Origin of the sequence: Bacillus kexueae (genome assembly GCF_022809095.1) — a bacterium.
Taxonomy (GTDB): Bacteria; Bacillota; Bacilli; order Bacillales; family Aeribacillaceae; genus Bacillus_BZ; species Bacillus_BZ kexueae.
The window spans coordinates 455,270-479,707 of sequence record NZ_JALAZE010000001.1; the positions used below are offsets into that span (position 1 = coordinate 455,270).

Genomic DNA, 24,438 nt, shown 5'->3' on the forward strand with positions numbered 1-24,438 from the left:
CGTGATAGTCTTGAACACTTTTATACAGGCAATATTCCAAAGAATTGTTGCTTTTAGTGAGGATAAAATACATTTTTGAGAATCATTCTTCCCCTTTGTAATGGAGCGACCTGACTCGCGGGATATAGAGGAAAAGCGAGACCTCACAGGCAGCATGGCAAAGAGGCTCGACTTCCTCCCCAAGGAAAGCAAGGTGACCGTAGCGCAATATCCGAAATTCATCTTAAAAATGTTTGAAAAATCAACAATTTATACGAAACAGCCTTTATTAAAGATTGTTATTTTTAGAACTAACAAAATATATTGTTCAGGTAGTTTTAACATTCTGTAATGGAGCGTTTAAACATCGGTGTGATGGTGTCTGAATACGTAAAAGAAGAAAAGGTCAGGTAAAAATCTAATTCAACCCTATTTTGTTTCTCTCAATCATTAGCAGTTGTTTTGTACTGATGCATCCCTTTGTACAGTGGATGTTTATTGATGCTCTCACCGTTTTCTTTGCCCCTATTTTATCTCTTGTGATATTCGGTTTCTTTGTAATTGTGACAATTACGACCGTTTTATATTGGCTTAAAAGAAAAGATAGCAAACCTTTTATCATACAGCTTGCCACACTTCTTCTTATTACCCTTTTTCCCTTTCAGCAAGTGCTATTACAAATAGATTTCAACAAGAATAAAAAAGAGCGAGAAAGCGTGGTGAGTATGGTCTATCAAGAACGTCTACGTCCAAACGTTTCTTACAATGATCGTCTCATTGAACTTCCGGAAGAATTCAAACATTTATCAAAAGGTGGCGGCGAAATTGTCGTAGAGAAGAAGAAAGGTAATGATTTTATTCTCTTCTATACCTTTAGAGGAGTTCTAGATAATTTCTCAGGATTTATCTATTCACCAACGGATCAACCACCTGTTCAAGGAGATTTTGCTAGCGATTTAAAAGAAGTGAAAAAAATAGAAGAACATTGGTATTTTATCTCGTCGTACTAATAAATAATAGAAAAAGTGTATGGCCATTCATTGTTGCTCGCCATACACTTTTCTCGTTAAGACGTTATCACCATCGCCTGCCGCCCCATTTGAATCCACGCCTCCTCAAACGAGGATTTCTCAACTCGTTGGTCCTTTTTTCCGTACGGATTATTCACATATACATGCGTGTCATCATATCCCGTCATGACGACGCTATGGACGCTAAACGTAATGTCGATTGCTCCTTGTGGTGTTTCCCACGTTTGAAAGTTGTTAACAGGCTTTAAGGTCGTCGTTGCAATAACCCATACAGGTAGACCATTATCAATTTGTTCATAAAGAACTGTGACATCACTTCCCGTTAAATCAATTGCCCTCTCCCCTACATACTCTTTCGCTAATTCGGTTATTGGTCCGTGATACACTGACAGGCCAGGACCGTTTACCATATCCCCAACAAACCCTTCATTCGGGTTCCCTTTTTGCCCGTTCGGGTACGTAAGAGGCACTTTCCTTATTTGATCTGCCAGTTCATTTTTCGTTATAACAATGCCATGATATTGCATAACCATTGCAAGGCTGGTTACTTCACACCCATTATAAAGCTTCGGGTGAGCCATCTGATTCAGAAGTGGAACATTTAAACGCTTTTCTCTTGACACCGCCGTTTCAACGGTGATTTCACTTTCAATCTGTCGAACGTCTTCTTCTCCTATTCCATGCTTTACTACCAAAAATACTAATGCACAAATCGCTACAATTACACTTACACGAAAAATTCGCACCATGAGAATCACCCAATTTTCACCCATTTTTTCATTCGCTAGATGTTTGTCCATTTCAAATTCGGGGCTCATTCATAGAATAAAGAGAATCTCAAATAAGGTGGTGAGAGTTATGAGTCACGGTTACAATAATAGCTTTGCTTTGATTGTTGTCTTGTTTATTCTCCTTGTTATCGTTGGTACAGCATTTGTATGTTAGTCGCACTCTCATAGACCTTTAAAAAAGAGCTAGAAAGAGATTCTTCCCCCTCTCATCCCGTCTGTCATCTGTCTTACTTTTTCGTGTAGCACCCTATGAAAAGGGTGCTATTTTTATGTATTTATTCGCCAAATTCCGTTCCCCATTGATGCATCGCGTGTAACACAGGCATGAGCGTCATGCCTTTTTCTGTCATTGAATACTCTACTTTCGGTGGGACTCCTTCATATTGATGGCGCACAATGAGGCCATCCTGCTCCAATTCTTTTAATTGTTGGCTCAACATTTTATGCGCAATTCCTGGGAGTAAATCTTTTAAATCTCGGTATCGCTGGGGACCATCGACTCCTAGATGCCACAAAATCACCGTTTTCCATTTTCCACCGATCTTTGATAACGTAAACTCAATCGAGCATTTCAGCTTTCCTTTTTCATCTACCTGAATTGAGTCGGACATGCTGTTCACCTCTCTTACTTTTTGGTTAGTATCCCACTTTAAAGTGCCTTCTTCCTAATAGGATGATACCGAATTATAATGAAAACCGTCAAAAAAATTCAATTGGAGGAATGAAAAATGCCTATTTATCCTAGAACATTTTCACATATCGGTCTTTCAGTACCAAACTTAGAAGAGGCCATTAAATTTTACAGCGAAGTATTTGGATGGTACGTCATTATGGAGCCGTCTGAAATTCAAAATGATGATTCCGCAATCGGCGAGATGTGCCGTGACGTATTCGGAAATGATTGGGAAAGCTTCCGCATTGCCCATTTAGCAACTGGAGATAAAATCGGAATCGAGCTATTCGAATTCTCCCATAACGAACAGCCTGAAAATAACTTTGAATATTGGAAAACCGGTCTTTTCCACTTTTGTGTGCAAGATCCTGACATTGAAGGATTAGTCGAAAAAATTAAAGCATACGGTGGAAAACAACGCATGCCAATTCGTGAATATTACCCTGGTGAAAAACCATATAAAATGGTATATGTTGAAGATCCGTTCGGAAATATTTTTGAAATTTACACGCACAGCTATGAACTTACGTATTCACAAGGTGCTTATTAAGGAGTGGATGTAAGTGAAAGCCTTACCGTTACTTGGCCCAAACAAATGGCACGAGATGAAAATTGCTGAAATGGAAAAGCCATCACCAAAAGCTGGTCAGATTCTTGTACACATTCAGGCCGTCGGTTTAAATCCGGTTGATTACAAAACGGCGACAAATGGTAATCCAAAATGGGCATACCCACACATTTTAGGTGTGGATGGTGCTGGAATCGTGGCTGAAGTAGGTGAAGGTGTAGAAGATGTGAAAGTGGGAGACCGCGTTGTGTACCACGGCAGTTTTCAACAGAAAGGAACCTATGCCGAATACGCAGTGACAACAGCGCATAGCGTTAGCCATATTCCAGATGACGTATCGTTTATTGAGGCTGCAGCCTTACCATGTGCGGGAATGACAGCATACCAAGCCCTTTTCCGCAAGCTTCACATCCAAAAAGGTGAAACGATTCTCATTCAAGGTGCGGCTGGTGGTGTTGGTGGATTTGCTGTTCAATTAGCAGCATTAACTGGCGCTACCATTATCGGTACGGCTTCCAAGCACAATCACGACTTCATTCAATCTTTGGGGGCTCATCTTATGATCGATTATCACTCAGAAGATGTGAAGGAAAAAGTGTTGGAGCTAACTAATGGACGTGGAGTTGATTGCGTACTTGATGCGGTCGGTCGAAAAACAGCAACCGATGCACTTGACATGCTTGCCTTTAACGGACGGTTGGCATACATTGCAGGCGGACCAGACTTTAGTCTCGTCAAACCGTTTACGAAAGCCCTCTCCTTCCATGAAATCGCGCTCGGCGGTGCTCATTTAGAAGGTGGCGACAAAGAAGCTCAAATTGATTTAAAAGTAATGGGTGACGAATTATTAAAGCTCGTCAACGAGAAAAAATTAAACCCGCTTGTTCATGAAATCATTTCACTTCATGAAGTACCGAAAGCTTTACAAAAACTTTCTGAACGACACGTCCGCGGAAAAATTGTCGCAGACCTGTCAACGATTCAATAATCTATGAGGCATTTCAGTTTCGCTTATGGGCGAATTGAAATGCCTTTTCCCGTTTAGTATTCCTCTACTCTTGATTAAGTTCATGAGTCTGTCACTTGTATAAACGTTCAGTCGTGGTAGAATAAGGAGTGATAGCCTAATTATGTGTCCAACTTTCGTAATAAAGGAGATGTACTATGAGTCAGACAAACAACCAATCGAATAAACCGAAAAACTTTACACCTATCGTTGTGAGTCTTTCAATCGTCATAAATGCGATTATTTTAATTTTATTCTTCTCACCAATCGGATATCGCGGCGAAGTTCAATTTGATCTAACCATTTTCCCGCGCATTAATGCGATCTTAAATAGCTTCACGTTCGTCTTTTTAGTGGCAGCGTTATTTGCGATTAAACGAAAAAACATTAAAGTGCACCGCAACTTTATTATCGCGGCATTTTCATCCACTGCCCTGTTTTTCGTATCGTATTTAACATATCACTTCTTATCGACAGAACCAACACGCCACGGTGGTGCGGGATTTGAAAAAATGTTTTACTTATTCGTCTTAACGTCTCACAGCATTTTAGCTGCAATCATCGTCCCTCTTGCACTCTTTGCTTTCTTCTGGGGAATCTCAAACCAAGTCGAAAAGCACCGTAAAATTGTGCGCTGGGCGATGCCGATTTGGTTATATGTAAGCTTTACCGGCGTATTAGTCTACATTTTAATATCGCCTTATTATTAAAAAACTGGGGAAGAACCCCAGTTTTTTTCTATGTGCATACGGTTGAGAAAGCGCCAACAGAAGATGTGCTACGTGCGCATAGAGCTGGGCTTCGCGCGCATAGAGTAGAGGAACGCGCGCATTGCGTTGGACTTCGCGCGCATAAAGCAGAGGAACGCGCGCATTGCGTTGGGCTTCGCGCGCATAAAGTAGAGGAACGCGCGCATTGCGTTGGGCTTCGCGCGCATAAAGCAGAGGAACCCGCGCATTGCGTTGGGCTTCGCGCGCATAAAGCAGAGGAACGCGCGCATTGCGTTGGGCTTCGCGCGCATAAAGCAGAGGAACCCGCGCATTGCGTTGGGCTTCGCGCGCATTGAGTTGGACTTCGCGCGCATAAAGCAGAGGAACCCGCGCATTGAGTTGGACTTCGCGCGCATAAAGCAGAGGAACGCGCGCATTGCGCTGGGCTTCGCGCGCATAGAGTAGAGGAACGCGCGCATTGAGTTGGACTTCGCGCGCATAAAGCAGAGGAACTCGCGCATTGAGTTGGACTTCGCGCGCATAAAGCAGAGGAACTCGCGCATTGAGTTGGACTTCGCGCGCATAAAGCAGAGGAACTGGCGCATTGAGTTGGACTTCGCGCGCTTACAGACAACGAACCCGCGCATTGAATGTCCAACCGCGCGCTTACAAACAAGGAATCCGCGCATTGAATGTCCAATCGCGCGCTTACAAACATGGAACTCGCGCATTGAATGTCCAATCGCGCGCTTACAGACAAGGAACTCGCGCATTGAATGTCCAACCGCGCGCTTACAGACAAGGAACTCGCATTGAATGTCCAACCGCGCGCTTACAAACAAGGAATCCGCGCATTGAATGTCCAATCGCGAGCATACAGACAAGGAACTCGCGCATAGCGTGTCCAATCGCGCGCTTACAGACAACGAGTCTACGCATTGAATGTCCAACCGCGCGCTTACAAACAAGGAATCCGCGCATTGAATGTCCAATCGCGAGCATACAGACAAGGAACACGCGCATTGCGTGTCCAACCGCGCGCTTACAGACAACGATTCCGCGCTTAGAGTATGTTCCACCACATTCACCCCGAAACTCCTGCTGCTATTTTCACCTCTTCTTGATGATAAGGGTCAATCTTTCCATCTTTATGGCGAGTCGATTCATAAAAATGCACATCAAAATGTCCGTCAATTCCGTTTCCTTTAATGTATTCCACACCGTGTGGCATAAAACTCATACTCGCTGCTAGCTTACGCCCATCCACTTCAATTAGGACCGCACGCGTTTTCCAGCTATACCCTCCCCAAATGCTTTTGGCGATGTTAGTATCTGTTGTCGACACAGTTTCACAATCGGCATGATTGGCACCGATCGTTCGTTTAATTTGAAACGATTTTCCTGTTTCAAAATCGATAACTTTCGCTTCTTTTCCAATTGGAAAAACATATTGTGCTTCCGTCCACCATTGTAATAATTCTCCGTGCCGCTCACTCACCACAGGTTTTGTTGCGATATGATGAACGGGAATTGTTAACGTTTGACCGACTGATAACGCACTATTCGTCGTTAATTGATTGACCTCTAACAACTCTCTTTGTGGAATACCGTATTGAATGCTAATGTCCCATAACGTATCTCCTGGCTGTACGACATGGGTCGTATACGTGATCTGATTTTTTGTTTGTACACCTTCTTGAGCTTTTGGAACGATTAAAACTTGTCCTACGAATAACCGATCCGTTGTCAGTCCATTCAATCGTTTCACATCGTCCACAGATGTTCCATAAGCTCTCGCGATTGTCCATAAACTGTCACCAGCGCGCACCGTGTACGTTGTTGTCGATTCCGTTCGTTCTACTTGTTGCGCTTCTCCACTCGGTATTTGAAGCGTTTGACCGGCGTAAATAGTATCCGAGGACAAATTGTTCGCTCCTTTTATCGCTGTCACCGTTGTTCCGTATTTTTTCGCTATCCCTGATAAGCTGTCACCTGGCTGGACGGTGTATTCTGTTGCCTGCCCCATTCGTTCTACTTGTTGCGCTTCTCCACTCGGTATTTGAAGCGTTTGACCGGCGTAAATAGTATCCGAGGACAAATTGTTTGCCCCTTTTATCGCTGTCACCGTTGTTCCGTATTTTTTCGCTATCCCTGATAAGCTGTCACCTGGCTGGACGATGTATTCTGTTGCCTGCCCCGCTCGTTCCGCTTGTTGCGCTTCTCCACTCGGTATTTGAAGCGTTTGACCGATGTAAATGGTATCCGAGGACAAATTGTTTGCCCCTTTTATCGCTGTCACCGTTGTTCCGTATTTTTTCGCTATTCCTGATAAGCTGTCACCCGACTGGACGGTGTAAGTCGTATTGCTAGAAATCGGTGGCATTGAGGGTACTTCGATATTTTTCGGAATCCACAACTTCTGACCGATCTTGACTTTGTCAGTTGTAAGTTGATTGGCTTGCTTAATCGCAGCAACGGTCGTGCCATACTTTTTCGCCAAGGCCGATAAGTAGTCCCCTTGTTGTACAACATGAAGAGCATTTGGAATGATGAGTCGCTGCCCAATTGCTAACTGATCAGACGTCAAACGGTTCGCACGTTTTATATCATCGATAGCTACTGCATATTTGGAAGACAAGCTCCAGAGCGTATCACCGACCACTACTTCATAGTAAATTTGCGGCTGTACGACATGAGAATTCGTCGGATTCGTCATCGCCTTTGCTGATTTCAATACCGATCCAAGTGAAAAAGACGAAACGACCATGCCACTGCACATGACCTTCACGAACGTCACTTTCAATTCAGGAAAGCGTTCGTGAACAATATTTTTCGCCGCTTCAACAAGACTTCCCTTTTCCTCTCCATTCGCATTCCACTCACTGGCAAATTCGTTCAATAACGAATCGACATAAACATATAGTGTATACTCGCCTTGATCAGAAGGCCTCACTTCATAATAAGAAATCATCATCTCATCCCCTTTTAGGGATAGTTTTTGATGAATGACTTTATTTTAAACGTTCTGTGAGAAATCGAATGGTTTCATCTGCAATTTGTTTTCTTTTTAACACGATGCCACTATGGCCGCAATTCATGACCATCCGCTTTGGATACCCCCATGATTTCCAAAGGTCTGTTGCATCGTCAAAATCTACATACTGGTCATATTTTGCAGAAAGTAGGAAAATGTTATTTTTATTGACAACGGGTGAAAAACAACTTGGATTTGTCACATCCCAGTATGTTTGCAAGTCCTGAAAGGTGACACCATGTTTAACTAAATCAGCCTTAATATACCTTCCAGGAATCGTATGCCAAACCGCATGGGCTAAACTATTTGTGTAAAATATTGATGAGATATAATCAATATTTTCCTCCATGGTAGCAAGTAAATTCGTAATCCAACCACCTAAGCTTACTCCAATCACAATGATCGGTCCCTTTTGGTTACTTTTTATCCATTGAATAACCGCTCGAATATCAGCAATGGCTTGTTGTGTCGCCAATACAGTCCTATTAATGTTTGCGCTTATCATATACTCGCCACTATATAAGGATTCCGATGGCTTTCGCTCCATATGATACGGAAGGGGAATATAATACATGTTCCAAAGAAGCTCATTCTTAATACGTTCGTGAAAAATATTTTTAACGCGGTCATAACTTTCCATTCTCCAACCATGTACAAAAATTACATTTGGCATATCTTCTATCTTTTGTAACCAAACTTCACCTTTAACAAAGTCATTACATAGAATCGATGATGGAATAACTGACTGAAATGTCAACTTTCCGACTCTATAATCTTCTACCTCACGAAAACTCGAAATAGAAACGTTTGTTTCTTTTATTGCGGAATAGGGTAAAGTTTTCAACGAAAAATGATTCTCTTGACTTCGCTTTTGATGGAATTGATAGAGTGCCAATCGATCAATTAGCCTAGCAAACATTTTAATCACCTTCATCATCATTTCATAAAAAAGAACAAAGGCATATACCTTTGCTCAATTTTTGATTTCTACTTTTTCAAATAAGGCTTCTAATTCATTCGGAGGAAGTGGTCGACTAAATAAGTATCCTTGCATTTCATGAATGCCTAAGTCTGTTAGTTTTTTCGCTTGAATTTCTGTTTCGATTCCTTCCCCGACTGCCCGTAAGTTCAATGTTTTGGATAACGTTAAGATCGTGTCAACAATGGATTCAACGGTCGGATCGGTTGAAATATCTTCCAAAAACGAACGATCTAATTTAATGGCGTCTACCGGTAGCTTTCGCAGGCACCAAAGGCTACTATATTCCTTTCCGAAATCATCGATGGAGATGGTAACGCCCACATTCCGCATTTTCTGTAAGCAATCAATCATCCGATTTTCAAGTGAAATAAATCGCTCTGTTATTTCAAATTCAATTTCCGAAGGGTCGACCCCTGTTTCTTCAATGATTTGGCGTAACTGACTTAAGCAGCTTTTCCCTTTCAACAACTGATGTAAGGATAAATTAATGGAAACCTTCTCAATTGGGACGCCCTTCTTTTTCCACTCTTTCAATTGCAAGCAGGCGGTTTTGGTCACCCAATTTCCGATTTCATGAATTAGCCCTGTTTCCTCAGCCACTGGAATAAAGACATCGGGGGTTGCTTTCTCCCAACGAATTAGCGCTTCAACACTTTTCATTTTTCCTGACTTCGCATCTATTCGCGGTTGATAATGCAGGGAAAATTCTTCTTTCACAAGTGCATCACGCAACGCTTGTTCAAGAGAGATACGCTCTAAATACGTCTTTCCAAGCGAATCGGAATACATGAGCCAGTCGTTTTTCCCATTGTTTTTCACATAATATAAGGAAATATCAGCCGCTTTAATTAAAGTTAACCCTTCTGTTGCATGATCCGGGTACATCGCTACTCCAATGCTGACGTCTAACGAAATAGGATGAAGCGACGTTTCAAGTGGCAACGAAAACGCTTTTAAAAGTTCGTCCGCATGATGCCGAGCTTCCTCCACCGTCACGTTCGGACATAATAATGCCACCTCATCTCCACCGATTCGGCATAAAATAATGTCTGATGAAACCGTTTGCTGAATACGCTTTGCCATATTCTTCAACACTTCATCCCCGACATCATGTCCGTAATGGTCATTAATCATTTTAAAATTATCCAAATCCATTAATATAAGGGCAAACGATTGGTTCCCGTGTTTCCCTTCTTCAATGAGACGATCTAACGATTGCTTAAAAAAGCGCCGATTGCCGAGTCCAGTTAACTCATCCCGATAAGCGAAAAAGGTTGCTTGCTCCTCCGCTTTTTTACGGTCCGTCACATCCCGCACAATTGAAAAAACGAGATAAGACTTACCTTCATCCATAAAAATTGGATTTAATGCTGTCTCACCGATGAATTCACCCTTGTGAGTCATAACACTTTCTTCATACATGACCGTTTTCTTTGACTGAATCGCCAATTTATACTTTTCATTTAAAAAATCTGCTCGTTTTGGAAATACTTCTTCAATCGACTTCCCATAGATCGATTTATCAATTTGTAACGCCGAGAGTGCATGCTCATTGACATACATGTAAATAAAAGCTTGTCTTTTTTCATCCCATTTCATAATAAAAATGAAATCGTTAATGCGATTAAACATTTTATTAAAAATGGCCATTCTCGTAGGTAAATCTCTTGTCAATATTTCTTGAAATAAAAACTCCATGCTCCCACCATCCACGTAGTCTCCTATGACTTGTCTTTTTTCTTCTATAATAGTAAAAATTACACAAAAAATAAATATTTTCATACAAAAAGAAGTGTCTTAAGACACTTCTTAGTTGAATATTTTTTCTTCTTTTAATAACCTTACCATTTCATGTTGCTCAAGCGGTTTACTAAAATAGTAACCTTGCCCGATGTGGCATTCGTGATCTTTTAAAAAGTCTGCTTGCGTTTTCTCTTCGACACCTTCTGCAACAATCGTAAAATTCATTCCACGCCCCATTTGAATTATCGTTTTCATTAATTCTTTTCCATCGGTGTCAATGTCATTAATAAACGAGCGATCGATTTTCAAATGATCGACAGGTAAATTTTTGAGCACGCTTAATGACGAGTACCCTTTACCGAAGTCATCGATGGCAATTTTTAAACCAAGTTCTTTTAATTTTTCAATCATAATAACGGATTCTTCTAAATTTTGCACAAAGCTTTCGGTTATTTCTAATTGAAGGCAAACTGGGTTTACATTTGTTTCATTCAGGACCTCTTCTACCATCGCAACAAAGCGCTGATTTAAAAATTGATGCACCGACACATTGACTGAAACTTGAATATCCTGCAACCCTAAATCTTCCCATTCTTTTAATTGTGCGCATGCCGTTTTTAAAATCCATTCGCCGATAAATCCAATTTGTCCTGTTTCTTCAGCGATTGGAATGAATTCATTTGGTGAAATGATTCCTAAATTCGGATGCTTCCAACGAACGAGTGCTTCAACTCCAATTATTTTCCCTGTTGATAACTCGATTTGTGGCTGATAGACGAGGAATAATTCATCGTAATCGATGGCTTTCCGTAAATCATGTTCTAAACTCATTTTTCGATGATGCTTTTCAAATAAACGCGAATCAAAAAATGAAAAATCATTTCGTCCTTTTTGTTTCACTGAATACATGGCAATGTCCGCTTTTTTTATGAGCGAGTCAATCTCGTATCCGTCTACAGGAAACATGCTAATGCCAACGCTCGGGGTAATGTACACTTCATTTTGATTGAGTTGAAATGGAATGGACAGTTCAGTAATGATTTTTTTGGCAACTTTACCAACAACATCTTCATCTGTGCTTTCAATGACGATGACGTACTCATCTCCACCAAACCTTGAAATAAACGTTTTTTCCTCCAAGCAAGTCACTAAACGATTGGACACTTCTTTTAACAACTGGTCCCCAACATCATGCCCAAGCGTATCATTGATTATTTTGAAACGATCTAAATCTAGAAGCATGACCGAAAACCCTTTATTCTCCTGAATAACCTTTTCTTTTACTTTTTGGATATGCTCAATTAAGTGATGACGATTCGGCAAACCTGTCACTACGTCATAATAGGCGTAATAGCGTACCTTTTCCTCTGATTTTTTCTGCTCAGAAATGTCTCGAATAATGACTTGAATCGCCGTCTGCCTTTCAAAACTCGTTTTAAATGCAGTAGTTTGGACAGGTACACGCTTTCCACCAGCGACCTCTATTTCAACTGTATCAACGCTAATGGTTCCTTCTGCATAAACTTTTCGCATTCTCGTTTCTATATATTCACGATTCTCTTCAGGTACGAAATCGAAAATATTCCTACCTATGATTTCGCTTGCAGAATTGGCCCGTGCAAGCCGAACGCCTGCATCGTTAACGTATACAATCTTCCCCTTGATATGTACTAGTATCACCTCAGGAGAATGCTCGACTAAACGTCGATAACGATCCTCACTCTCCTGAATAGAAATAAAATTACGATGGATAAGGGAATAAAAGAACCACCCGGATAAAAATACGTACGCCATGCCTTTCATCACAGAAAACATATACGTTTCAAAAAGTTCAATATTCGGAATGAATTGCGTTAATACCCAATCACTACCAAATATCCACAATCCACTTAACGTAATGTAAATAACGACGATGTTTAATGATGGATTTTTCGATTTCATCAATATCCTTAATCTCCAATCCTCGTAACATATTCTTTTCTTTTATGATAGACCACAATTTGGGAGATTTCTAGTGTTGTCACGTATATGACAATGAAACTAGGTCAACAGTCCCTCCAATCGACATAATCCTCTATTTGTGAGGGTGGTGAGGTACTAATTGTGAGTCAATTCATTACCATACGGGCGAGGGGGGTAAACTCACTATGAGTGATTTCTTTTCACTATGCGCGCGGACGGGCTCTCTATGCGCGTATTTCCTTTCCCTATCCGCGCGGAGATCTTCTCTTTGCGCCTATTCCTTTTCCCTATGCGCGCGGAGATCTACACTATGCGCCTGGCCCTCTTCCCTATGCGCGCGAAGATCTTCTCTTTGCGCCTATTCCTTTTCCCTATGCGCGCGAGAATGCACTCTATGCGCGGCTCCACTACTCCTATGCGCGCGGACGGGCTATCTATGCGCCTATTCCTCTTCCCTATGCGCGCGAAACTCTATTCTATGCGCCTATTCCTTTTCCCTATGCGCGCGAAACTCTACTTTATGCGCCTGGCCCTCTTCCCTATGCGCGCGAAGATCAACTCTATGCGCCTATTCCTCTTCCCTATGTGCGCGGAACTCTATTCTATGCGCCTTTATCCTTTTCCTATGCGCGCGGAACTCTTCTCTTTGCGCCTTTATCCTTTTCCTATGCGCGCGAGCATGCACTCTATGCGCCTATTTCCTTTCCCTTTGCGCGCGGAACTCTTCTCTTTGCGCCTTTATCCTTTTCCTATGCGCGGGCTCCTTACCCTACGCGCGCGGAACTCTTCTCTTTGCGCCTATTCCTTTTCCCTATGCGCGGCTCCACTACTCCTATGCGCGTGCAGACCAACTCTATGCGCCTACTTCCTTTCCCTTTGCGCGCGGAACTCAATCCTATGCGCGCGAAGACCATGTCTATGCGCCTATTCCCTTTTCCTATGCGCGCGGAGATCTTCTCTTTGCGCCTGGCCCTCTTCCCTATGCGCACGAGCATGCACTCTATGCGCGGCTCCACTACTCCTATGCGCGCGAAACTCTTCTCTATGCGCCTATTTCCTTTTCCTATGCGCGTGCAGACCAACTCTATGCGCCTTTATCCTTTCCCTATGCACGCGGAACTCTATTCTATGCGCCTACTCCTCTTCTCTTTACGCATGGCACATCCTCTTTGAAACCGAGGTCAAATGAGCCCAAAAATAAAAGCAGCTATCCGAAAAGGGATAACTGCTACTATGTTATGCGATTGGCGTTCCGTTTGGGACAGGTTCGTCTGAATTTAGGAGAATGACGTCGCCCTTTTTTGGTACGGCGCCGAGTACGAGTACTTCTGATTTAAAGCCGGCGATTCGGCGAGGTGGGAAGTTGACGACAGCGATGACTTGTTTGCCGATCATGCTTTGCGGGGTGTAGCGCTCGGTAATTTGAGCACTGGAATTTTTCGTTCCGATTTCGTCCCCAAAGTCGATAGAGAGCTTTATTGCAGGTACGCGCGCTCCTTGTAATGGTTCCGCGGTTAACACTGTGCCGACTCGAATGTCTAATTTCATAAAGTCTTCAATCGTTGCCAAGATGGTTATCCTCCTTTCGCATCCATTAAAAGCTTCTTTTTCGGCTCATATGATAAAAGAAGTATCGAGCAAAGTAATAGGAAAATGCCTATCCATACTGTGGTTGACAATACTTCACCGATGACAAATGCCCCCAATAAAGTGGCCGTTAATGGTTCGGCGAGGGCTAATGTAACGGCGGTTGATGAAGGTAAAACCGTCAAACCTTTTGCAAAGAGTAAGTATGACAGCCCTGTGGCGAAAACGCCAATGTAGATTGATGTTCCGATTCCCCGTAAGGTAAAAAGCCAACTCATGTCGATAAAAAACAAGATTGGAAATAACAAAATAGCACTGAATGTAAAGACGGCTGCAACGACCGTGTTGGAGTCATGATTAGCAATCAATTGTTTACTTGCTATTGTGTACACCGCAAAGGAAAGACCTGCACCTATTGCGAGCATAACCCCAAGCGGGTGAATAATAAGCGGACCTTCATTTTGAAATAGGAAAAAGCAACCCACTAATGCACATGCTGTTGCATAAAACCACGTGATGCGCGGTTTTTTCTTTAACAGAGCCCACTCGATGATGCCAGCTAAAATGGGTGAGCTTCCGATTCCGACAACCGTACCAACAGCAATTCCCGTTAATTTAACGGCGGAAAAAAAGAAAGGTTGATAACAAGCCATGCTTATCGATGCGATGAATACGGCTTTGAAAGACAGCTGTTGGAGTTGAAACTTGCGCTGCAACAGAACAACGACAAGTAGCGTCCCTCCTCCAATTAATAGCCGAATCGCTCCAAATCCAAGCGGGTTTGTGTCCTCTGGAGCAAACGCTTGAGTGGTGCCCGTTGTCCCCCATAAAATCGCCGCGAGCAAAGCTAGTAAAATCGCCTGATGACGTGACATTTTCCATCGCCTCTTTCTCTATTTCTACTCGATATGTTGTAGTATAAAATAGGTACGATACGAAAGTTTAGCTCATTTTGACATCTTTTTTAGCTCATTTTAGTTGATTTCGATATTCTTTTGGCGATTTTTTCTCCCATTTCATAAACAATCGCGAAAAAGAGGACAAATGTTCAAATCCGACCTCTTGGCTAATCATCGTCAGTGACCAATTCGTTTCTGCTAATAGTCGCTTTGCTTCCTCTATGCGCAGCATTTGTTGGTATTCTAATGGTGTTTTTCCCGTTATTTGCTTAAACCATTTTGAATAGTAAGCTGGGTGATAATGTTCAATTTGGGCGAGCTGCTCGACTTTGATTGGCTTGTGAAAATGGTTTTGTAAATAACGAATGGATGGATACTTTGTTTCAGTAAGCTGATCAGAAATATAATGGACGAGATGTTTTAAAGCTAAATCATCGGGCTCCACTTGTTTTGATTCCTCTAATAATAAATAACGAATGGCTTTCCATTTTTCATTTAAAGGGGTATATAATTCCCGACTTTCTAAACGTAAGTAATTTTTCGGAATATCTACGACTAAAAATTCATTTCGATTGAGGGAATAAAACTGATGAAGACTGCTTGGTGGCAAATACAGTACATGCTCCCCTTGTAATTGAATCGACCGATCGGTTAATTGTAAGTGTAACGAACCTTGTAACGGGAAAAGCATTTGACCATAGTCATGCTCGTGAACGGCCGTTTCGCGCGAATATGTTCGCTTTTCACACACTAATTTCCTCATCATTATGACCCCGTTTTCTCTTAATTGCTTTTAATGATAGCTTAAAGTCATGGAAAAGGAAATAGTTTTACAATGATCTTCATTTAAACAACGAAAGCCCTACCTCTCTTTCATCTATACGGCTCCTCGGCCGCGCCAGTGGGAATAAATGATAGATAAAAATTGTGAAATGTGAAAAATAGTACATTGAGGTATTTTAAGAAGTGCGAGGCTGTTTTAGCCCATAAAAGGAGTAGTCAGGAAACGAGGGAATAACCGCGCTCCTTCTCTTAAAGTCTACAATGAATCTTAAATTAACCAATAAAAAATGAGGCGATCAAGCATCGCCTCATCATAAATGAACATTTACGCTTTTTGTACGTTTGCTGCTTGTGGGCCACGGTTTCCTTCTACGATTTCAAAAGAAACTTCTTGACCTTCTTCTAATGACTTGAATCCGTCTGCTTGAATCGCTGTGAAGTGTACGAATACATCTTCGCCGCCTTCGCGCTCGATGAAACCAAAACCTTTTTCTGCGTTAAACCATTTTACTTTTCCTTGTAACATATTCATATTCCTCCGTTACGCCTTTTGTACGTTTGCTGCTTGTGGGCCGCGGTTTCCTTCTACGATTTCAAAAGAAACTTCTTGACCTTCTTCTAATGACTTAAATCCGTCCGCTTGAATTGCTGTGAAATGTACGAATACATCTTCGCCGCCTTCGCGCTCGATAAATCCAAAACCTTTTTCTGCGTTAAACCATTTTACTTTTCCTTGTAACATATTCATATTCCTCCGTTACGCCTTTTGTACGTTTGCTGCTTGTGGGCCGCGGTTTCCTTCTACGATTTCAAAAGAAACTTCTTGACCTTCTTCTAATGACTTAAATCCGTCCGCTTGAATTGCTGTGAAGTGTACGAATACATCTTCGCCGCCTTCGCGCTCGATAAATCCAAAACCTTTTTCTGCGTTAAACCATTTTACTTTTCCTTGTAACATATTCATTTCCTCCGTTACGCTTTTTGTACGTTTGCTGCTTGTGGGCCACGGTTTCCATCAACGATCTCAAAAGAAACTTCTTGACCTTCTTCTAATGACTTGAATCCGTCCGCTTGAATCGCTGTGAAGTGTACGAATACGTCTTCGCCGCCTTCGCGCTCGATGAATCCAAAACCTTTTTCTGCGTTAAACCATTTTACTTTTCCTTGTAACATAATGAATTCCTCCTCATTCCAATTGTTGCACTATAAGTTCATTTCGTTCATTTTTTCTACAAATAAAAAAGTCGTATCTACACTTCAAGCTCATGGACTAACAAATCGTCCACGAATATTGTGCAGACACGACTTATTGGTATCCAAAATCTTTAAATCGATCAAACTTAATAGTATAAATTGGATTATACGCTACCTTTTCACAAATGTCAAACTTATTTTAATTTTAGTTTTGCTAAGGCATCAGCTAACGCCGGATTGGATAGCGTTTCATCGTTTTCTTTCTTTAAATATTTTTGAATGTCTTTGCGTGAAACTTTTTGCTGTTTCTCTTTCTTTTTCCGTTCCTCAAAGCTTGACAGCTTTTCACGATGGCCACAGCGACAAACAAATATTTGTCCTTCGCCTTCCCCGCGGAGCTCAAGCTTTTTATGACAAACGGGACATCTCGCATTCGTTGTACGAGAAATATTTTTTCGATATCCACATTCACGGTCTTGGCAAACGTGCATTTTGCCTTTTTTCCCTTTCACTTCTAACAAGAGCTTTCCGCATTCTGGACATTTCGATCCCGTTACATTGTCATGCTTGAATTTTTGTTCGCTTTGTTTAATATCTTTTGTCACTTTTTGCGCATATTCACGAATTTCTTTCATGAACGTCTCTTTTTTCAATTTGCCTTGAGCAATTTGCGTTAATTTTTGTTCCCACTGAGCCGTTAATGCCGGCGATTTTAAATCAGCAGGGACGAGATTTAATAACTGCTTCCCTTTTCCTGTAATGAAGATTTCATTTCCACGCTTTTCGATGAGGAAGGACTTAAATAGTTTTTCAATGATATCCGCACGCGTTGCTACCGTACCAAGTCCACCTGCTTCGCCAATCGTTTCGATTAAACTTTTTTGTTCGCCAGCCATAAACTTTTGTGGGTTTTCCATCGCTGTAAGAAGTGTTCCTTCATTAAATCGTGCTGGCGGCTTTGTTTCAAGCGATTCTTTCTTAACGGATCCGATGGGATAGACAGTCCCTTTTTGGAAGGAAGTCATCTGTTCTCCTTCTTCGTTCTCATCGTTGTAGAGCTTTCGCCACCCGAGTGAAATCGGGACGACGCCTTTTGCCTTCAATGTTTCTGCTTCCACCTTCGCGAAGACGGTCGTTTGCTCATATTCATAAGGTGGAAGTAATACACTTAAAAAGCGCTTCACGATCAGTTCATAAATTTTCCGCTCTTTATCGGACATTTTTGCAAGCTGTGGCGTTTCCTCTGTCGGAATAATCGCATGGTGATCCGTTACTTTTGCATTGTTAACAAATGTTTTCTTTCCTTTAATCGGGCTTTTCAGCAATTGGGCAACAACCGCTTGATACGGTTCAAAGCGACATGCTTTCACTCGATCTTTTAACGTGTCGACCATATCCGTTGAAAGATATCGGGAGTCAGTACGCGGATACGTGACAACTTTGTACTGCTCGTATAGTCGCTGCGTAATGGATAACGTTTCTTTGGCAGAATATCCATATCGCTTATGCGCTTCTCGCTGCAACTCCGTTAAATCATATAGCTGCGGAGCTTCTTTTCTCTTTTTTGACACGACAACTTCTGTTATCGTTGCTTTTTTACGATTGAAGGCGTCCACTAGTTCGTTCGCTTTTTCTTCTTTGAAGATATATGTGCTTTGTGACTTCGGATGCTCCCACGTAAACGTTACCCCTTGAATCGTTGCATTAATTTTATAGTAAGGAACTGGTTTAAATGCTTTAATTTCCTCTTCTCTTTTGGCTATCATCGCTAAAGTCGGTGTTTGCACACGCCCGCACGATAGACTCGCGTTGTATTTCGCTGTTAACGCGCGCGTCCCGTTAATCCCAACAAGCCAATCCGCTTCGGCACGAGCGACAGCCGATGCATAAAGTGGTTCAAAATCTTTTCCGTTCCGTAACCGTTGAAACCCTTCTTTAATCGCTTTATCCGTCACCGACGAAATCCATAAACGTTTAATCGGTTTTCGAACCCCCACTTGATCGAGAATCCATCTTGCCACAAGCTCCCCTTCTCGACCCGCATCTGTTGCAATGACAATTTCCTTAACATCTTTTCGTAATAATTGCGATTTAACCGCTTGAAACTGTTTCCCTGTTTTTTTAATCACAACAAGCTTCATTTCTTTCGGCATGATAGGCAAATGCTCAAGCTTCCACTCTTTATATCGATCGCCATATCGTTCAGGATCTGCCAAAGTAACGAGATGACCGAGTGCCCACGTCACAATGTACTTCGACCCTTCGATATAGCCGTTTCCGCTTTTCTTACATCCGAGAACACGTGCAAGATCACGTGCAACTGACGGCTTTTCTGCTAATACTACCGTTTTACTCATCCATCCAAATCCTTTCTAAAGTCAAACTCCAACCACCTCACATTTAAAGTGGCTCTCACTGAAAAAAATCGTATCATTGAACAGGGGAATATACAAATGTCTTTTATTAGGGGCGGGGACTTTTTTCTTGCTTATCATATGGGATGGAGGGGATAAAATTGCTGCGCTGATGGATAGATTTGCCGAAGTGATGGATAAATCAACGGAACTGATGGATAAACTCACCTAACTGATCAATAAATCACAGAAACTGATGAATAAACCTACTCTAACTGATGAATAAATCACGGAATCTGATGAATAAACTCACCTAACTGATGAATAAATCACAGAAACTGATGAACAAACCTACTCGAACTGATGAATAAATCACAGAAACTGATGAACAAACCTACTCTAACTGATGAATAAATCACAGAAACTGATGAACAAATCACAGAAACTGATGAATAAACCTACTCTAACTGATGGATAAATCACAGAAACTGATGAACAAACCTACTCTAACTGATGAATAAATCACAGAAACTGATGAATAAACTCACCTAACTGATTAATAAACCACGGAAACTGATGAATAAACCACAGAAACTGATGAATAAACCTACTCTAACTGATGGATAAATCACAGAAACTGATGAACAAACCTACTCTAACTGATGAATAAATCACAGAAACTGATGAATAAACTCACCTAACTGATGAATAAATCACGGAATCTGATGAACAAACCTACTCTAACTGATGGATAAACTCATCAAACTGATGAACAAACCTACTCTAACTGATGAATAAACCTCCCCAAACTGCCAAAAAACACTTTCATCCAGCTTCAAAAATGCCACGGTATAAGAAAAGTGCAAAGCGCAAGTCCTTAGGCGAAGGGCGCTGGAGGACCTGCAAGGAGGCTTCCGTCGCCACAGCAGGGCCGAAGTGACCCGAACTGATGGCGCTTGGAGCTAGACACCAAAAAAACGGTAAAGAGAACACTTTATTGAACTTAAACTTTCTGTAACGATGAAAAAGCCCGCCATTTGTGGTGGCGAGCGCTTTTCATTTAGTCGTTTGCGATTGCTTCCGCAACGAGTTCAAATGATTTTTTCTTCGCTTCGAAGTCGTAGGTGATGGTAACGAGCATGATTTCGTTTGTTTGGAATCGTTCGCTTAGTTTGTAGAGCTCGTCACGAACTTTTTGTGGTGAGCCAACAATCATCCGCTTGCGGTTTTCCAGTAGTCGCATTTTTTCATAGGTGCTGTATGTGTATGCCATCGCTTTTTCTGGGCTCGGTGTTCCTTTTCGCGGAACGCCTTGTTCGAGTAAGACGATGGATAAGTCAAGGCTTGAAGCAATTTCGTTCGCTTTGTCGTCGGTTTCGGCGCAAATGACGAAGACAGACACCATATTTTTTGGCGCTTGCAAGATGTTGGATGGCTTGAAACGTTTCATGTATAAATACATGTATTGTTCCCCGCCTTGTCCGTTAATGAATTGGGCAAAGGAATATGGCAGTCCTTTTTCCGCTGCAAGGATGGCACTTTGCGGGCTTGAGCCGAGAAGCCATACTTCTGGTTTTGTTTGAATCATTGGTGAAGCTTTTACGCGCGGGTCTTCATCTGATAAATAAGCAAACAAATCATCGATTTGCTCTGGAAAGCGATCGACATCGCGCGGACGGCCATCTTGTAACGCATACGTTGCAGCTGGCATTCCACCTGGTGCTCTTCCAATTCCTAAATCGATGCGGTTCGGGTTTAACCCTTCAAGCACACGAAAGTTTTCTGCCACTTTATATGGACTGTAATGAGGAAGCATGACGCCTCCTGAACCGACACGAATCGAACTCGTTTTCGCGGCAATATGTGAAATCAGTACTTCTGGTGACGATCCAGCTAAGCTATGAGAGTCGTGGTGTTCGGAAACCCAAAATCGTTGATAACCTAGCTTTTCGACATGCTTTGCTAAATCGACTGTATGTTTAAGTGCCTGCTCTTTTGTCTCCCCTTCAGAAACCGGGGATTGGTCGAGTACACTCAATTTTAATGCCATTGATTCCAGCTCCTTTTTTCGAAACTGATATCATTATCATTCGATTTTGACCGACCGTCCAATAATATGCTCATTTAACCCTTCAGAATAACCCCCTTCACATATCGCTCTAGCACATATGAAATGCTTTCATCCACTGAAATCGGGATTTGGAATCCGTCGCTTTTTTCAATTGTTGTAAAGCCGTGCAGAAGGCTTCGAAACCCTCTGACAACGTGGACTTTTTCTGTTTCGTCGAGTGGAAATGGTTCTAAAATGGTCAAGATGAGGCTTACGATGTCTTCTCCAACTTTTTCTCGGGCTGGCGCTAAGAAGATCGCTTCATACAATCCTGGGCGTTTTCGGGCAAAAGTAAGGTAGGCATTTCCGATAGCCATTAGCGCATCCTCTTTAGCTTTACCGGCGGACGCTTTTAACATTGCTTGGTAAAGCTCTGTTAATCCGTATTTAGCCACGTTTTGGCGAAGGTCTTGAAGGTCGTTGATGTGGTGGTAAAGGGACGGTGGACGAATGTCTAATCGCTTCGCAAGGTGGGCCATCGATAATGCCTCGACTCCTTCTTCATCGATCAGGGAAACCGCCTCTTCTACAATCGTTTGTATCGTGAGACTTCGTTTCTGTGTCATTTTCTCTCCCCCTTACGTCCGCAATGCTTCTTTGATGCTTTGCTTCATTTTTCCCAACGGTTGTTCTAGCATTTTTCCGTGCCCAACTGCTAGTATGCTTGCTTCATAGGTTAAGAGCTTTTCGGCACTTTTCACGGCTTCTTGTCGGTCCCATGTCGCCCATGCTGGAAATGGGAATAGTGGCTTCACCTTTCCTGCAACAGCGATTCCGCCTCTTGTTTGAAAGGCATCGCCAACAATTAGAGCGTTCGTACGCTGGTCAAAAAATGACAGGGAACCGGGGGTATGACCGGGTGTTTCAATCGTGAGAAGTGAACCGATTTCATCGCCTTCTTGAAGAGTATGATCCGGTATTGTTTTGATGTTTTTCGGAACTCCCCCGCGAATGGGAGTATCAATTACTTCATTAATGCGTGTCACATCTCCATTTAGCCATAATGCATCTAAATGCGAGCAATAAACCTTTGCTTCAGGAAACGCTCGTTTAACTTGATCAAGCGCCCCGACATGGTCTTCGTGCGCATGCGTTAAAAAGATTTTCGTAATGGGCTTCCCTAATTTTTTTGCGAACGAGCCGATCCCTCGGTGACTATATGGCAATGCCGCATCGAATAGAAACAATTCCTTTTCTTCCTCCATCACATAACAGTTAACCGGAAACGTTCTCGGTAGAAACGATAGCTGATACAGTGATTTCACCTTCGTGACCTTCATCATCCATCCTCCTATTATTACCTAATCGTATTAGGCACATTCTAATATCATTATACACTTAAATTCTCTAAAATTGACAAAAAATACTTTCAATTCCGCCTTTTCCAAAAAACCTTTTCTTAAAATAATTTTCGTATATAATATTAAAATAGTTTCTAGTAAATTATTAGAAAATTTCAAAATAAGGGGGAAATTGGATGAGCACTGCATCAAACGCGGAGAAAAAAGGCTTCGTTACGCGCTCCCTTGATTGGATTGAGCGTGTTGGAAACAAACTTCCGCATCCAATTACATTGTTTTTCATTTTCGCAGGATTAGTTGTATTAGCTTCTGCACTTTTCTCATCTCTTGGTGTATCTGTAGATGATCCTGCCTCTGAAACAGGGAAACTAGAAGTATTCAACCTGTTAAGTAAAGAAGGAATTCAATACATGTTCGAAAGTGCCGTTTCGAACTTCACGGGCTTCGCTCCACTCGGTACCGTTCTTGTGACGATGCTAGGGATTGGACTTGCTGAGCGCACTGGACTGATTAGCGCGGCATTAAAAGCTCTTGTTACTTCAGTACCGAAGCAATTAATTACTGCAGCTCTTGTATTCGGTGGAGTTATGTCATCGATGGCTGCAGATGCTGGTTATGTTGTATTAACGCCACTTGGAGCCGTATTATTCGCAGGGTTAGGTCGCCATCCGTTAGCTGGTTTAGCTGCGGCTTTCGCTGGTGTATCCGGTGGATTCAGTGCGAACCTACTATTAACATCACTTGATCCGCTTCTTGGTGGATTAACGATTGAAGCGGCTGCGATCCTTGATCCAGCTTACGCTGAGCAAATGAACTATGCGATGAACTATTATTTCATGATCGCATCTGTGTTCCTTTTAACCATTGTTGGTACGATTGTGACAGAGAAAGTAATTGAACCTCGCTTAGGAAAATATGAGGGAGATGTAACAGAAGAAGTAGACCATTTAAAACCTATTGAGAAAAAAGGATTATGGGCTGCACTTATTTCTATTATTGTCACTTCCGTTTTCTTAATTTTATTAGCAATTCCAGGTTTTGGACCACTTGGTGGAGAAGGCAAATTTGTTGATTCTCCATTCTTAAAGAACTTAGTACCTGTTCTCTTAATCTTCTTCTTAATCCCGGGTCTTGTATACGGTATTGTAACGAAGGAGATTAAAAACGATAAAGATGTCGCAAACCATCTTGGTGAGACGATGTCAACAATGGGTATGTATATCGTGTTAGCCTTTGCAGCAGGTCAATTCGTTGCATACTTCAATCACACAAACCTTGGTCGTATTTTAGCGATTTCAGGTGCTGACTTCTTAGATAAAATCGGTTTTACAGGGCTTCCATTAGCGATTGCCTTTATGATTGTTACTGGTTTCATTAACTTATTCATCGGTAGTGCGTCAGCAAAATGGGCGATTATGGCTCCGGTATTCGTTCCGATTATGATGCAATTCGGTTATTCACCAGAATTCACTCAAACGTTATACCGTATTGCTGACTCAACAACTAACATCATTTCACCGTTAATGCCATACTTTGCAATCGTAATTGCGTTTGCGCAAAAGTATGACAAACGTGTTGGAATTGGTACATTAATTTCTACGATGCTTCCATATTCGATCGCATTCTCAATCGTATGGACAGTCGTATTAATTATCTGGATGCTTATTGGTTTACCAATTGGACCTGGCGCGCCAGTATACTACGGTGGTTAATTTTAAAATGAAAAAGAAG

At 41.9% G+C, this 24,438-nt stretch carries 25 protein-coding genes; 7 read left to right on the forward strand and 18 right to left on the reverse strand.

Translation table 11 applies throughout. The features are described from left to right. Window positions 1-449: 449 nt before the first annotated feature. Window positions 450-989, forward strand: coding sequence for a G protein-coupled receptor family protein (locus ML543_RS02420; protein WP_243385547.1), 540 nt, complete (start codon window positions 450-452; stop codon window positions 987-989). Between the two features lie 56 nt (window positions 990-1,045). On the opposite strand, the gene ML543_RS02425 is transcribed toward ML543_RS02420, so the two are convergent. Further along, entirely contained in the window at window positions 1,046-1,759 is a 714-nt protein-coding gene (locus ML543_RS02425; RefSeq protein ID WP_243385548.1) for a C39 family peptidase, read from the reverse strand. Between the two features lie 109 nt (window positions 1,760-1,868). Between ML543_RS02425 and ML543_RS02430 the strand changes: the two genes are divergently transcribed. Further along, a complete protein-coding gene (locus ML543_RS02430) occupies window positions 1,869-1,955 on the forward strand; it encodes a YjcZ family sporulation protein (RefSeq protein WP_243385923.1) in 87 nt (28 codons plus the stop codon). Window positions 1,956-2,076: 121 nt separating this feature from the next. On the opposite strand, the gene ML543_RS02435 is transcribed toward ML543_RS02430, so the two are convergent. Beyond that, window positions 2,077-2,412, reverse strand: coding sequence for a winged helix-turn-helix transcriptional regulator (locus ML543_RS02435; protein WP_243385549.1), 336 nt, complete (start codon window positions 2,410-2,412; stop codon window positions 2,077-2,079). Between the two features lie 117 nt (window positions 2,413-2,529). On the opposite strand from ML543_RS02435, the gene ML543_RS02440 reads away from it, so the two are divergent. The 3 genes from ML543_RS02440 to ML543_RS02450 all read left to right on the forward strand — a co-directional run bounded on the left by ML543_RS02440 (window position 2,530) and on the right by ML543_RS02450 (window position 4,758). Then, on the forward strand, window positions 2,530-3,024 hold the full coding sequence (locus ML543_RS02440; RefSeq protein ID WP_243385550.1) for a lactoylglutathione lyase family protein: 495 nt from the start codon (window positions 2,530-2,532) through the stop codon (window positions 3,022-3,024). Between the two features lie 13 nt (window positions 3,025-3,037). Next, complete coding sequence (locus ML543_RS02445; RefSeq protein WP_243385551.1) at window positions 3,038-4,030, forward strand: zinc-binding dehydrogenase; 993 nt, start codon at window positions 3,038-3,040, stop codon at window positions 4,028-4,030. Between the two features lie 176 nt (window positions 4,031-4,206). Next, window positions 4,207-4,758: a DUF420 domain-containing protein gene (locus tag ML543_RS02450; protein ID WP_243385552.1), complete on the forward strand. Its 552-nt coding sequence runs from the start codon at window positions 4,207-4,209 to the stop codon at window positions 4,756-4,758. 68 nt (window positions 4,759-4,826) lie between these two features. Here ML543_RS02450 and ML543_RS02455 read toward each other — a convergent pair whose 3' ends face one another. The 5 genes from ML543_RS02455 to ML543_RS02475 all read right to left on the reverse strand — a co-directional run bounded on the left by ML543_RS02455 (window position 4,827) and on the right by ML543_RS02475 (window position 12,458). Further along, entirely contained in the window at window positions 4,827-5,405 is a 579-nt protein-coding gene (locus tag ML543_RS02455) for a hypothetical protein (protein ID WP_243385553.1), read from the reverse strand. A 437-nt stretch (window positions 5,406-5,842) separates the two neighbouring features. Then, window positions 5,843-7,732 (reverse strand): muramidase family protein, encoded by a 1,890-nt coding sequence (locus tag ML543_RS02460; RefSeq protein WP_243385554.1) that lies wholly within the window; start codon window positions 7,730-7,732, stop codon window positions 5,843-5,845. Window positions 7,733-7,769: 37 nt separating this feature from the next. Beyond that, window positions 7,770-8,711: an alpha/beta hydrolase gene (locus ML543_RS02465; protein WP_243385555.1), complete on the reverse strand. Its 942-nt coding sequence runs from the start codon at window positions 8,709-8,711 to the stop codon at window positions 7,770-7,772. A gap of 54 nt (window positions 8,712-8,765) precedes the next feature. After that, a complete protein-coding gene (locus ML543_RS02470; RefSeq protein ID WP_243385556.1) occupies window positions 8,766-10,472 on the reverse strand; it encodes a sensor domain-containing protein in 1,707 nt (568 codons plus the stop codon). 111 nt (window positions 10,473-10,583) lie between these two features. Continuing rightward, window positions 10,584-12,458 (reverse strand): sensor domain-containing protein, encoded by a 1,875-nt coding sequence (locus tag ML543_RS02475; protein ID WP_243385924.1) that lies wholly within the window; start codon window positions 12,456-12,458, stop codon window positions 10,584-10,586. Between the two features lie 210 nt (window positions 12,459-12,668). Here ML543_RS02475 and ML543_RS02480 point away from each other — a divergent pair, with 210 nt between their 5' ends. Next, window positions 12,669-13,652, forward strand: coding sequence for a hypothetical protein (locus tag ML543_RS02480; RefSeq protein ID WP_243385557.1), 984 nt, complete (start codon window positions 12,669-12,671; stop codon window positions 13,650-13,652). 63 nt (window positions 13,653-13,715) lie between these two features. Here the strand turns inward: ML543_RS02480 and csaA are convergent, their stop codons facing one another. The 11 genes from csaA to ML543_RS02535 form a co-directional block, all read right to left on the reverse strand. Beyond that, window positions 13,716-14,048, reverse strand: a complete 333-nt coding sequence (csaA, locus tag ML543_RS02485; protein ID WP_243385558.1) for a chaperone CsaA — start codon at window positions 14,046-14,048, stop codon at window positions 13,716-13,718. A 5-nt stretch (window positions 14,049-14,053) separates the two neighbouring features. After that, window positions 14,054-14,941 carry an EamA family transporter gene (locus ML543_RS02490; protein WP_243385559.1) on the reverse strand — a complete coding sequence of 296 codons (888 nt, stop codon included), beginning with the start codon at window positions 14,939-14,941 and terminating at the stop codon, window positions 14,054-14,056. A gap of 94 nt (window positions 14,942-15,035) precedes the next feature. Continuing rightward, complete coding sequence (locus ML543_RS02495) at window positions 15,036-15,731, reverse strand: helix-turn-helix transcriptional regulator (RefSeq protein ID WP_243385560.1); 696 nt, start codon at window positions 15,729-15,731, stop codon at window positions 15,036-15,038. A gap of 342 nt (window positions 15,732-16,073) precedes the next feature. Then, window positions 16,074-16,274, reverse strand: coding sequence for a cold-shock protein CspD (gene cspD / locus ML543_RS02500; protein ID WP_243385561.1), 201 nt, complete (start codon window positions 16,272-16,274; stop codon window positions 16,074-16,076). Window positions 16,275-16,289: 15 nt separating this feature from the next. Further along, entirely contained in the window at window positions 16,290-16,490 is a 201-nt protein-coding gene (gene cspD, locus ML543_RS02505) for a cold-shock protein CspD (protein WP_243385561.1), read from the reverse strand. A gap of 15 nt (window positions 16,491-16,505) precedes the next feature. Next, on the reverse strand, window positions 16,506-16,706 hold the full coding sequence (gene cspD, locus ML543_RS02510) for a cold-shock protein CspD (RefSeq protein ID WP_243385561.1): 201 nt from the start codon (window positions 16,704-16,706) through the stop codon (window positions 16,506-16,508). Window positions 16,707-16,720: 14 nt separating this feature from the next. Further along, window positions 16,721-16,921, reverse strand: coding sequence for a cold-shock protein CspD (gene cspD / locus ML543_RS02515; RefSeq protein ID WP_243385562.1), 201 nt, complete (start codon window positions 16,919-16,921; stop codon window positions 16,721-16,723). Between the two features lie 215 nt (window positions 16,922-17,136). Then, the gene (locus tag ML543_RS02520) at window positions 17,137-19,299 is read right to left on the reverse strand and encodes a DNA topoisomerase III (RefSeq protein ID WP_243385563.1); all 2,163 of its coding nucleotides are present in this window, start codon (window positions 19,297-19,299) and stop codon (window positions 17,137-17,139) included. 1,057 nt (window positions 19,300-20,356) lie between these two features. Next, complete coding sequence (locus tag ML543_RS02525) at window positions 20,357-21,346, reverse strand: LLM class flavin-dependent oxidoreductase (RefSeq protein WP_243385564.1); 990 nt, start codon at window positions 21,344-21,346, stop codon at window positions 20,357-20,359. A 74-nt stretch (window positions 21,347-21,420) separates the two neighbouring features. Next, on the reverse strand, window positions 21,421-21,972 hold the full coding sequence (locus ML543_RS02530) for a TetR/AcrR family transcriptional regulator (protein ID WP_243385565.1): 552 nt from the start codon (window positions 21,970-21,972) through the stop codon (window positions 21,421-21,423). A 12-nt stretch (window positions 21,973-21,984) separates the two neighbouring features. After that, window positions 21,985-22,686, reverse strand: coding sequence for an MBL fold metallo-hydrolase (locus ML543_RS02535; protein WP_243385925.1), 702 nt, complete (start codon window positions 22,684-22,686; stop codon window positions 21,985-21,987). A gap of 197 nt (window positions 22,687-22,883) precedes the next feature. Between ML543_RS02535 and ML543_RS02540 the strand changes: the two genes are divergently transcribed. Beyond that, on the forward strand, window positions 22,884-24,419 hold the full coding sequence (locus tag ML543_RS02540) for an AbgT family transporter (protein ID WP_243385566.1): 1,536 nt from the start codon (window positions 22,884-22,886) through the stop codon (window positions 24,417-24,419). Window positions 24,420-24,438 lie beyond the last annotated feature (19 nt).

Coding starts and splice junctions, on each gene's coding strand:
- ML543_RS02475 (WP_243385924.1), bottom strand. CDS start 12,458: ATGAAATCGAAAAATCCATCATTAAACATCGTCGTTATTTACATTACG.
- cspD (WP_243385561.1), bottom strand. CDS start 16,274: ATGTTACAAGGAAAAGTAAAATGGTTTAACGCAGAAAAAGGTTTTGGT.
- ML543_RS02530 (WP_243385565.1), bottom strand. CDS start 21,972: ATGACACAGAAACGAAGTCTCACGATACAAACGATTGTAGAAGAGGCG.
- ML543_RS02535 (WP_243385925.1), bottom strand. CDS start 22,686: ATGAAGGTCACGAAGGTGAAATCACTGTATCAGCTATCGTTTCTACCG.
- ML543_RS02525 (WP_243385564.1), bottom strand. CDS start 21,346: ATGGCATTAAAATTGAGTGTACTCGACCAATCCCCGGTTTCTGAAGGG.
- ML543_RS02470 (WP_243385556.1), bottom strand. CDS start 10,472: ATGGAGTTTTTATTTCAAGAAATATTGACAAGAGATTTACCTACGAGA.
- ML543_RS02450 (WP_243385552.1), top strand. CDS start 4,207: ATGAGTCAGACAAACAACCAATCGAATAAACCGAAAAACTTTACACCT.
- ML543_RS02520 (WP_243385563.1), bottom strand. CDS start 19,299: ATGAGTAAAACGGTAGTATTAGCAGAAAAGCCGTCAGTTGCACGTGAT.
- cspD (WP_243385562.1), bottom strand. CDS start 16,921: ATGTTACAAGGAAAAGTAAAATGGTTTAACGCAGAAAAAGGTTTTGGA.
- ML543_RS02490 (WP_243385559.1), bottom strand. CDS start 14,941: ATGTCACGTCATCAGGCGATTTTACTAGCTTTGCTCGCGGCGATTTTA.
- ML543_RS02465 (WP_243385555.1), bottom strand. CDS start 8,711: ATGTTTGCTAGGCTAATTGATCGATTGGCACTCTATCAATTCCATCAA.
- ML543_RS02540 (WP_243385566.1), top strand. CDS start 22,884: ATGAGCACTGCATCAAACGCGGAGAAAAAAGGCTTCGTTACGCGCTCC.
- ML543_RS02495 (WP_243385560.1), bottom strand. CDS start 15,731: ATGATGAGGAAATTAGTGTGTGAAAAGCGAACATATTCGCGCGAAACG.
- ML543_RS02425 (WP_243385548.1), bottom strand. CDS start 1,759: ATGGTGCGAATTTTTCGTGTAAGTGTAATTGTAGCGATTTGTGCATTA.
- ML543_RS02455 (WP_243385553.1), bottom strand. CDS start 5,405: ATGCGCGGGTTCGTTGTCTGTAAGCGCGCGAAGTCCAACTCAATGCGC.
- cspD (WP_243385561.1), bottom strand. CDS start 16,490: ATGTTACAAGGAAAAGTAAAATGGTTTAACGCAGAAAAAGGTTTTGGA.
- ML543_RS02440 (WP_243385550.1), top strand. CDS start 2,530: ATGCCTATTTATCCTAGAACATTTTCACATATCGGTCTTTCAGTACCA.
- ML543_RS02460 (WP_243385554.1), bottom strand. CDS start 7,732: ATGATGATTTCTTATTATGAAGTGAGGCCTTCTGATCAAGGCGAGTAT.
- ML543_RS02430 (WP_243385923.1), top strand. CDS start 1,869: ATGAGTCACGGTTACAATAATAGCTTTGCTTTGATTGTTGTCTTGTTT.
- ML543_RS02420 (WP_243385547.1), top strand. CDS start 450: ATGCATCCCTTTGTACAGTGGATGTTTATTGATGCTCTCACCGTTTTC.
- cspD (WP_243385561.1), bottom strand. CDS start 16,706: ATGTTACAAGGAAAAGTAAAATGGTTTAACGCAGAAAAAGGTTTTGGA.
- ML543_RS02435 (WP_243385549.1), bottom strand. CDS start 2,412: ATGTCCGACTCAATTCAGGTAGATGAAAAAGGAAAGCTGAAATGCTCG.